The sequence below is a fragment of the Cohnella sp. genome (genome assembly GCF_041640265.1).
Taxonomy (GTDB): domain Bacteria; phylum Bacillota; class Bacilli; order Paenibacillales; family Paenibacillaceae; genus Cohnella.
The window spans coordinates 1-8,204 of record NZ_JBEQAP010000093.1 but is presented as its reverse complement, the minus strand read 5'-3'; the positions used below and the strand labels follow the sequence as shown (position 1 = coordinate 8,204).

Sequence of the window (8,204 nt, the reverse complement as noted above, 5' to 3'; positions counted from 1 at the left end):
ACCCGCGCGACGAGCCGGACTCTGCGCGGGTCATAGGGTTGAGTGAGTTGGGCGATCTCGAAACGGCACATATCGGCACGATTCGTTGCGACATGCCGGGACATACGCTGTCGATTCTCCCTCGCATTTCTGCCGCGCGGCGCTAGGGAGATGTCGAGGGAATCGGCGATTATCCGCGAGCCCCATTGGCCAGGTGCGCAGACAAAAAAACCACCCCGTCAGGAGTGGCTGATTCTTCTTCGATATAGCGGCGGAGGGGATCGAACCCCCGACCTTACGGGTATGAACCGTACGCTCTAGCCAGCTGAGCTACACCGCCAAAAAAATGAGGCAACATTCAGCAGTATACCTTAAATACGCTTAGCTTGTCAAGCAGACATGCGGTCGTGTGCCGTTGTGCTGTTCGCTTCAGAGCCGACAAAAAAACCGCCGACTGATCCGTCAGTCCGGCGGTTTCCCTTGTATTAGACGCGTCTGGCGCCACGGCCGCCGCGTTTGCCCTCGGTATTCTTCTTCAACGAAGAAATCCGCTCTTCGCTGTCCTTCAGAAAACGGGATACCTTGTCTTCGAACGTTAATCGGTTCGGTCCCCGGTCAAACCCACCTCTACCGCCTCGGCCACCGCCGCCATCCCTGTCCTCACGGCGGAACGGTCTGTCATTGCGCGGGGGACGCTGCTGTTGCTGCGGAGCTTGCTCTCCCTCCGGGCGGTCAACCGCCTTACGGATAGAAAGCCCGATCTTGCCGTCCTTGTCAACGTTGATGACCTTGACCGTAACAACGTCTTCAAGCTTTAAATGATCCTTGACATCCTTCACGTAGTTATCGGCAATCTCGGAGATGTGCACGAGTCCGGTGACGCCTCCAGGGAGCTCTACGAACGCTCCAAAATGAGTAATACCGGTCACCTTTCCCTGAAGCTTGGCGCCCACTTCAATTGACATAAAAGTACTTGTTCCTCCTTAGGAATTTAGGATAAAGTCGGCTATGGAGATTATAACCGAAGGCTTGCAAACGGTCAACTGCATGGGAACGCGTATCCCCCGAAGCTTACGGCTTCGGCGGAGTGAAGATCACATCCCCTGGTCTGCTCATTTGGAAGTCTTTGCGTACCCTCTGTTCAATATATTCAGGAGTATGTAAACGGGTGATTTCCGTCTTATAATACTCATTCATCGTCTGGGCTTTACGCTGCTGCTCCTCGATCCGGCCCAGATCGTTGGTTGCCCTCGCCAGATCCCCTTGCTGCTGCCACATCGACCACAAGGACCACACCACAAAAGCGGCGACAAAAAAAAGCCACAGCTTCGTCATCCGTCTCATCCCGGTTTTCGATTGTTTCGACGCCGATGCCGCCGCCATTCTTGAAGCTGCCACCATTCAAGTCCCCCAACACAGATCATCGTATGCTGTTCTGTCGTTCCGCTTAACGCTTCAGCCATTGCCTGAAAGCGCTCCACAATCCGACCGCCCTGCGCCACAACCCTATCACATGCCTTACCCATTCAAGGCGGGGACGCAGCCACTTCCACAAAGGTGTAACGAGCGGCTTTAGCAGAAATCGGAACAGCATCCACAAAGGATATAGCAATTGTAACACAAATCGATACAAGAATATAGTGAGCGCAGCCAAAAATCCGAGCAGCACCACAATGAGTCGATACAGCAGCTTGACCGGTTTTACGACAAACACAACAAAGAGAGACACGAGAAGCTTGTACAGCCGCACTGCGCCGTTAATAACCCCATCGAAGAAAGCAATCGCCCAGCGGCTGAGCAGAGCGAAGTGAAAGCAAACGCCGATGAGCAGTCCCAAAAAAACGTGATACCGAATTTCTCCGTAATTCGCCTCATACAGCACTCGGAAAGACAGCAGCGTTGCAAACACCACAAAGAAGGTATCCAGCAGCGGGAGCATCCAGCGCGGCACGCGCAGCCGGGCGGCAAGCACCCGGTACGCGTCGAACGCAAGGCCAATCAGCAAGCCGCTGCCCGCCATCATCGCCAGCGTCTGAAATTGATCGGCGGCGCTCACTTGAACAGCTTCCCGAGCAGTCCCTTCGACTTGCTCTCGGATTTGGCGTCTACATACGAAAGCTCGTCGACGGTGCCCTCAATCGCAACGACACCCTGCTCCAGATTCAAGTTTTTGATATGTAAATTATGGCCCTTGATTATCAGAAAGCCGCATTCCGTTTCCAGCAGAAACTCCTCGCTGTCGAAGCTCTCGACATTTTTAACCCCGGATACCTCCAGAGCTTTGCGATTCAGCATGCGGATTTCTTGCCGCTTCCCAGGCTTGCCCATCTCGTTCATGGCATGTACCCCTCCTTTGTTATCACTAACATATGGGAGGGACTCTCCATTTAGAACAAACAAAAAACGGCCGTACGTCAGGATATTCATCCCAGACATACGACCGTCTCCATTGCTACCAATCTGTCTCCTGCTTATGCTGCTCTTCCCGCAAGATGGTGTAAAGCTCCGCCGCCTCTTCCTTGCGCGGATTCTCTGCGATCCGCTCAACCCGCACCGTGACGCTTTTCTGGCCGAAGCGAACCGTAAGCTCATCCCCGGGCTTCACCGTGGAGCTGGCCTTCGCTTCCCGTCCGTTAATCCATACGCGCCCCTGCTCGGATACATCCTTCGCAACCGTGCGACGCTTGATCAACCGGGAAACCTTCAGAAACTTATCGAGCCTCAATTACTTAACGGCGTCCTTCAGCTTGTTGCCCGCTTTGAAAGCAGGAACCTTCGACTCAGGAATTTGAATCGACTTGCCGGTTTGCGGGTTGCGGCCTTGACGTCCGGAGCGCTTGCGAGTCTCGAATGTGCCGAAGCCGATCAGCTGCACCTTGTCGCCGGAAGAGAGTGCATCGGTCACTTCACCCAGGAAAGAGTTAAGAACTGTTTCTACGTCTTTCTTGGTCATACCGCTCTTTTCTGCGATGTTGTTGATCAGGTCTGTCTTGTTCATGTACTTGTCCTCCTACAATGTGTTTAAATGGTGGTTTTGTTCATAAGATGGGATGCTTTATTTGAGCACAAAAATATGTATTCTTTGCCAATTGGAAAATTCCTGCAACGGATCTGCAAAAATCGATAATTTTCGTCAATTATGTGGCGTTTTGCTTCTTCGCCTCCTGCCAGAGGGTCTCCATTTCTATTAAATCAGTTTGGTCAAACGACTTTTGCTTTAAACGTAGCTGTTCTTCTATATATTGAAATCTGCTCCGAAACTTGCGATTCGTCGCTCTAAGTGCTTCGTCAGGGTCCAGCTTCAGAAACCGTGCCGTGTTCACAAGTGAAAACAGCACATCTCCCAGTTCGTCCAGCTGCTCGTCCCGGCCGCCGGTCCGAATGGCGGCAGACAGCTCTCCCCACTCCTCTTCCACCTTCGCCGTTACGTCATCCAGCCGATCCCAATCGAAGCCAACCTTGGCGGCCTTCTTCTGCAGCTCGTACGCCGCAAGCAGAGCAGGCAGCTCGCGGGGAATCCCGCTCAGAATCGACTGCTTGTCGGGATCAATCCCCTTCGCCGCTTTCTCTGCCCGCTTGATCTCGTTCCAGTGAACCAGCGCACCTTCCGTGCCCTCCGCCTTGCGCTCCCCGAATACGTGCGGATGACGCCGGATCAGCTTCTCGTTGATTCCCTGAATAACATCATATACGGAGAAAGCGCCTGTCTCCTCCTCGAACTGAGCGTGCAGCATAATTTGCAGCAGCAGATCGCCGAGCTCCTCGCACATGGCGTCCGGGTCGTCATCATCGATCGTCTCAAGCACCTCGTACATTTCCTCGATCAGGTTTTTGCGAATGGAGGCATGCGATTGCTCCCGATCCCACGGACAGCCTTCCGGACTTCGCAAAATGGAGACGATCTCATGGAGTCGATCAAATTGACGAATTCGGAGCCGATCAGCTGTGCCTGGCGGTACGTAAATCAGGCTTAGATTCCCATAGGCCTGGCCGCGATCCAGCTCGGAAAGAGGTACGGACTGAATCGATTCTTTACCCGCTACGCCAAGCTCGTGCGCCACCGTAACAGGGTGATCATCTGGATATACCTCCATCAAAGTGAGCTTCACTTCGGAGGCTACCGATGCATCATACACCTGTGCAATGAGCAGATGCTGAGTCGGCTGGATGCTGCCTCGATACAGCGACATGGAGGACGGCGTAACCGTGTCGATGGTTGCGAATCCGCTCATCGAAGTGCCGTCCATCAGCTGAAAGCCCTCAATCGGATCAATGCCAAGGGCCAGGAACGCCCGATCCAGAAAGCTCTCGCCCCCGCCGAACTCAATGCGGACACCGTGCTTCGGTCCTTGCTCCAGCAGCAGCCTCACTGTCCGCTCGGCCACCATCGGGTGTCCCGGAACCGCATAGATCAGGCGCTCTCCCGCCGCTGCGGCCTTAATCGCTTCCCGCAGCAGCTCCTCCACGATCTGCTCGTAGACTTCATCGAACGTACATGTTCGCTCGTAGAATCTGTCAAAGCTCTCGAACGTGATCCCTTCTTCACGTAGCCACTTCACAAGAGGATGATATTCAGTTCTCAGCCTAATACGCCCGCTGTTTCTCAATAACTTGTACGTACCGATAGTTAGGTGGTTCATATCCCCAGAACCTAACCCTACAATCTTTATAAGCGCCTGCATGAAAATGAAACGTCTCCTTCGTCGACAAAAGATTTTCTCCATTATACCTAATTAAATCACAATAGGAAAAAATGATGTCAGTATCTACTCGCATGCTGCATAGATCTCATTTCTCACTTTCCGTAAGGGTTCATCCAACAAATATCAAAGGTTCCCCGTTGTAACCGTTATTTTTTTTCACTTATAACCGTCACATCTAGGTTATCATTTGAGACAGTATAAGAAAACATACTATATTTTCCCGTGTTATAGTCATATTCTTTCGTTTCAACTAACCAGTTACCCATTTGTTCTTTGACATTCAAAATAGCAGTGTAGTAATTTAGACCATTTTGCTCAGCAATAAGGGTCAGTAATTTTTTGATAACTTTCCTTTCATTGTCCGAAACTAACAGTTCATCAAGTTCTGCACGGGCTGTTGATGGAAACATTGTATCCATTACCTTATCCTTAAATCGAACCTCCACTTTGCTTCCTACTTGGTACTTTTTATTGGAACTTGTCAATACAAAAGGTGGCTCTCGGTCATTTGATTCTACAATAGTTATCCTTCCGTTCGTTTCATTAACAATGTAACCAATCAAATCAGCCTCTTGTTTTGAACAAGCTGTTATTACCGATACCATTAACAAATAGAATGAAATTTTTGTCGATATGGATTTTATAATAATCAATTGATTGACCTCCGCTTGTGAGTAGGATATTAAATAGAATACCTGCCGAGCAATTCGCTCGACAGGTAAGATCTTAAAAGAGTATCTGAATTGTTCGATTAGTTGCATTACTCATATCTTGTATAACATACTCTAAATGAGAGTATATCCCATAGCTGTCACTAAGTCGCCTGGCACTTTGTACTCCTTTTAATACAGTATTAGTACCGCTATAAAATACTGTACCTCCACTATCCCCCGGAATTGCAATATAAGACGCTAATCTTTGTTTATTAAAAGTCATTCCGCTCCAACTAGAGGTGTAGTTTTTGCTTTGAATGAGCCCACATTGAACCGCGTTTGTTGTTGTTGATGCCCCGGACATACAAACAGACTCACCCACAACATCCTCGGAAGCGTTTTGTGTTGCATTATAACTATGGTGTGAAGAGGAAGTGTTATAGATTCTCCCTCCCGTATAAGTGAGATTTGTATTTTGCCCTATAATACCAGAATCAGAATTCGAATTGAACCCGCTTGTTCTAAAACTCATATATCCTATACTGGTTCCACCTTGAGTATAGTCATCCTGACCACAGTGACCAGCTGTAACAACATAGTTAGAGTAACCATCGTTCACCATAAAACCAACAGAACAATTCCCTCCCGAATTTTTTGTTATTCTAGTTCCCCCACGTAAAGGATTGTAGTGTAGTGATCTATCCGTACCCTCTATACCCGATGCTTCTCTAACAGTAACGTAACTTCCAAACATATTGTGTAAAAATATCACTTTGTCCTGAGTGAGGTTTTCGATACCTATTATAACTGTCTCATTTCTTACATCTGTGTTAATCTCGCTTACGATTATTCCACTTTCCATTAAAGAACCTCTAGCTGACAATATACTTTCATGAATAGCGTCTAAATCTTGTTCAGATTTGCTGATTTTATTTACTACAATTAGACTTTTGTCGGAAAATAAATCTACAATGTCTGTTAAATCTATGTTAATGTCCTTTAAACCAAGGTGATATACCCCGCCCCTAGCTTGGTCAATATATAGAGTAAAGTCTCCTTTTATTACTTTATTTAGTTTACCCAATATCTTTTTAGTTGTTGATTCTTGAAACGAAAACCTGTTAGTAAGCTCTAATTCTTCGACAGGTGTTAAATAGACCCCAAACTTCTCACTTTTTTTGTATTGCATTTTGATATTTTTTACAGTTGCCTCGGAGTGATTTAACCCCACTTCTTTTCTGTACTTAAGACTACTAGTCATTTCAAAACTTTGGTTATTAACTTCATTCAGTTTAGAAGGCTGGTTAAAGATCGATTGTGCATCATTCTGGTTAACATTCGCTTTAACGGATACCGGAAAAATAAGACCAACTGCTAATAACAAAGATAGAATTTTCCTGCTTACCACAGCTACCATCTCCTTAATAAATTTAGGTTCGACACTCTTATCCATTAGATTCAGTGATTCGATTTTCCTTTCCTAATGAAGAAGATATTGTAATATTAACTTATGTTCCCACAAGAGTACATACATCTACAGACATGGTTCAAATGGATAATTTACAAATTATAGGATTGTCATTTACAAGAATATTACTGTATATAATACAATATACTATTGAATAATGTAATGTTTTGTCGAATTGGAGAACTGCATGAACCAAATACCGTTACGGTTCCATTACTGCAACTGAGCTTGTTCCACTAACAATCGCACCAAAGAAGAACAGACAATCAAGGGAGCCATTCCTGTAATGAAGTAATTTGAGCTTTGAAAGAAAAAAGCGCCTCCTGTTGTGAATAGGCGCATTGTTTCCGCAGGAAACAAGCGCCTATTTTCATATTGGAACGGATTCCCGCTATTTTAATGCAGGAGTAATTTGCTAGACTTTGAGCAAATTACTCCGGGAGGTTTTCAGGTGATTTACCCCCACCAATAGCGAATGAGTTTCCCGACCTTGCATGTTGCCCGATATGTAGAGCACACAAACGATTACTGCGACATGGTTTCTATGATCGCAATGCGATTGATGAAGCAGAATCCTACCGAATCCCGATCTGTCGATTATTTTGTACCGACTGCGGAAAGACGGTATCCATTCTACCGACCTTCCTACTTCCGTATTTTCAACATGCTATGGAATACATAATCAGCATCCTGCTGACGTATTGGCAGACATCCGTATGCTTTTGTTCCCGCCAACTGCGAAGGTGGTATGAGCGGCGAATGTATGGAAAGATGACGGAAATCGAGCTGTTTTTTCGTCTCGAGGGTGATCCATCTATATGGCCCATGGAACGCAAAGAAAGAGCCATAAACATGCTTACGATGATCCAGGCTTTGGGGAAAGCAACCTTCGCAAGAAGGTGGTGGCGTCATCAGATGAGCAGCTTTATGGCAGCTTCATTATATCATGGGGCGCGCGTGGCGAAAACAGAATAACGTTTCCACAATCCTTTGTCCTCGCCTCCAAGCAAGCCTGCCGGTTATAATGGCGACAACGGTTAGCCGGCTAGCTGACGATCGATTGAGCAGGCGTATCCGCTTGCTCATTCGCTTAGGAGGCTATTAACCAGATGGATGAAATGTTAAGAGAGAAGATCGCCTTATTTCGCTATGGACTCCTGGCTACCTTGTTAAACGGTCAGGTTGATCGGGCAACCTATTTGGCGGAGGTGTCCGGTAAGAAGCATGATGTACCCGTCTATGGGGAAAAGCGATACGCGGCCAAGACCATTCTGGAATGGCTTCTTCATTACCGGTGGCATGGTTTTGACGGATTGAAACCCGGAACGCGCTCTGACCGCGGACATTCCCGCACGTTGTCGCAAGAGCAGCAGAATCACGTATTGGCGCTTCGAAAACAGC

General features: G+C 47.5%; 11 protein-coding genes and 1 tRNA gene. 2 read left to right on the top strand and 10 right to left on the bottom strand.

Annotated elements, in window-relative coordinates:
• Positions 1-245 precede the first annotated feature (245 nt).
• The 10 genes from ACESLK_RS29525 to ACESLK_RS29480 form a co-directional block, all read right to left on the bottom strand.
• Positions 246-319 (bottom strand) — tRNA-Met (locus tag ACESLK_RS29525).
• A 145-nt stretch (positions 320-464) separates the two neighbouring features.
• Entirely contained in the window at positions 465-944 is a 480-nt protein-coding gene (locus ACESLK_RS29520) for a S1 domain-containing RNA-binding protein (protein WP_373233429.1), read from the bottom strand.
• A gap of 106 nt (positions 945-1,050) precedes the next feature.
• A complete protein-coding gene (locus ACESLK_RS29515; protein ID WP_373233427.1) occupies positions 1,051-1,380 on the bottom strand; it encodes an FtsB family cell division protein in 330 nt (109 codons plus the stop codon).
• Between the two features lie 46 nt (positions 1,381-1,426).
• A complete protein-coding gene (gene yabQ, locus ACESLK_RS29510; RefSeq protein ID WP_373233426.1) occupies positions 1,427-2,035 on the bottom strand; it encodes a spore cortex biosynthesis protein YabQ in 609 nt (202 codons plus the stop codon).
• Complete coding sequence (gene yabP, locus ACESLK_RS29505) at positions 2,032-2,316, bottom strand: sporulation protein YabP (RefSeq protein ID WP_373233431.1); 285 nt, start codon at positions 2,314-2,316, stop codon at positions 2,032-2,034. Before yabP ends, yabQ begins: the two co-directional genes overlap by 4 nt.
• A 115-nt stretch (positions 2,317-2,431) precedes the next feature.
• Entirely contained in the window at positions 2,432-2,704 is a 273-nt protein-coding gene (locus tag ACESLK_RS29500) for an RNA-binding S4 domain-containing protein (protein WP_373233424.1), read from the bottom strand.
• Positions 2,705-2,977, bottom strand: coding sequence for an HU family DNA-binding protein (locus tag ACESLK_RS29495; RefSeq protein ID WP_373233423.1), 273 nt, complete (start codon positions 2,975-2,977; stop codon positions 2,705-2,707). It abuts the gene before it with no gap.
• A 139-nt stretch (positions 2,978-3,116) separates the two neighbouring features.
• Positions 3,117-4,661, bottom strand: a complete 1,545-nt coding sequence (gene yabN / locus ACESLK_RS29490) for a bifunctional methyltransferase/pyrophosphohydrolase YabN (RefSeq protein WP_373233422.1) — start codon at positions 4,659-4,661, stop codon at positions 3,117-3,119.
• Between the two features lie 167 nt (positions 4,662-4,828).
• Entirely contained in the window at positions 4,829-5,335 is a 507-nt protein-coding gene (locus ACESLK_RS29485; protein WP_373233421.1) for a hypothetical protein, read from the bottom strand.
• A 73-nt stretch (positions 5,336-5,408) separates the two neighbouring features.
• A complete protein-coding gene (locus ACESLK_RS29480) occupies positions 5,409-6,788 on the bottom strand; it encodes a S1 family peptidase (protein ID WP_373233419.1) in 1,380 nt (459 codons plus the stop codon).
• 483 nt (positions 6,789-7,271) lie between these two features.
• On the opposite strand from ACESLK_RS29480, the gene ACESLK_RS29475 reads away from it, so the two are divergent.
• Positions 7,272-7,778, top strand: a complete 507-nt coding sequence (locus ACESLK_RS29475; RefSeq protein WP_373233430.1) for a DUF6431 domain-containing protein — start codon at positions 7,272-7,274, stop codon at positions 7,776-7,778.
• Between the two features lie 134 nt (positions 7,779-7,912).
• Positions 7,913-8,204, top strand: a 292-nt coding sequence (locus ACESLK_RS29470) for a helix-turn-helix domain-containing protein (RefSeq protein WP_373233417.1), incomplete at its 3' end; no start/stop codon positions are given.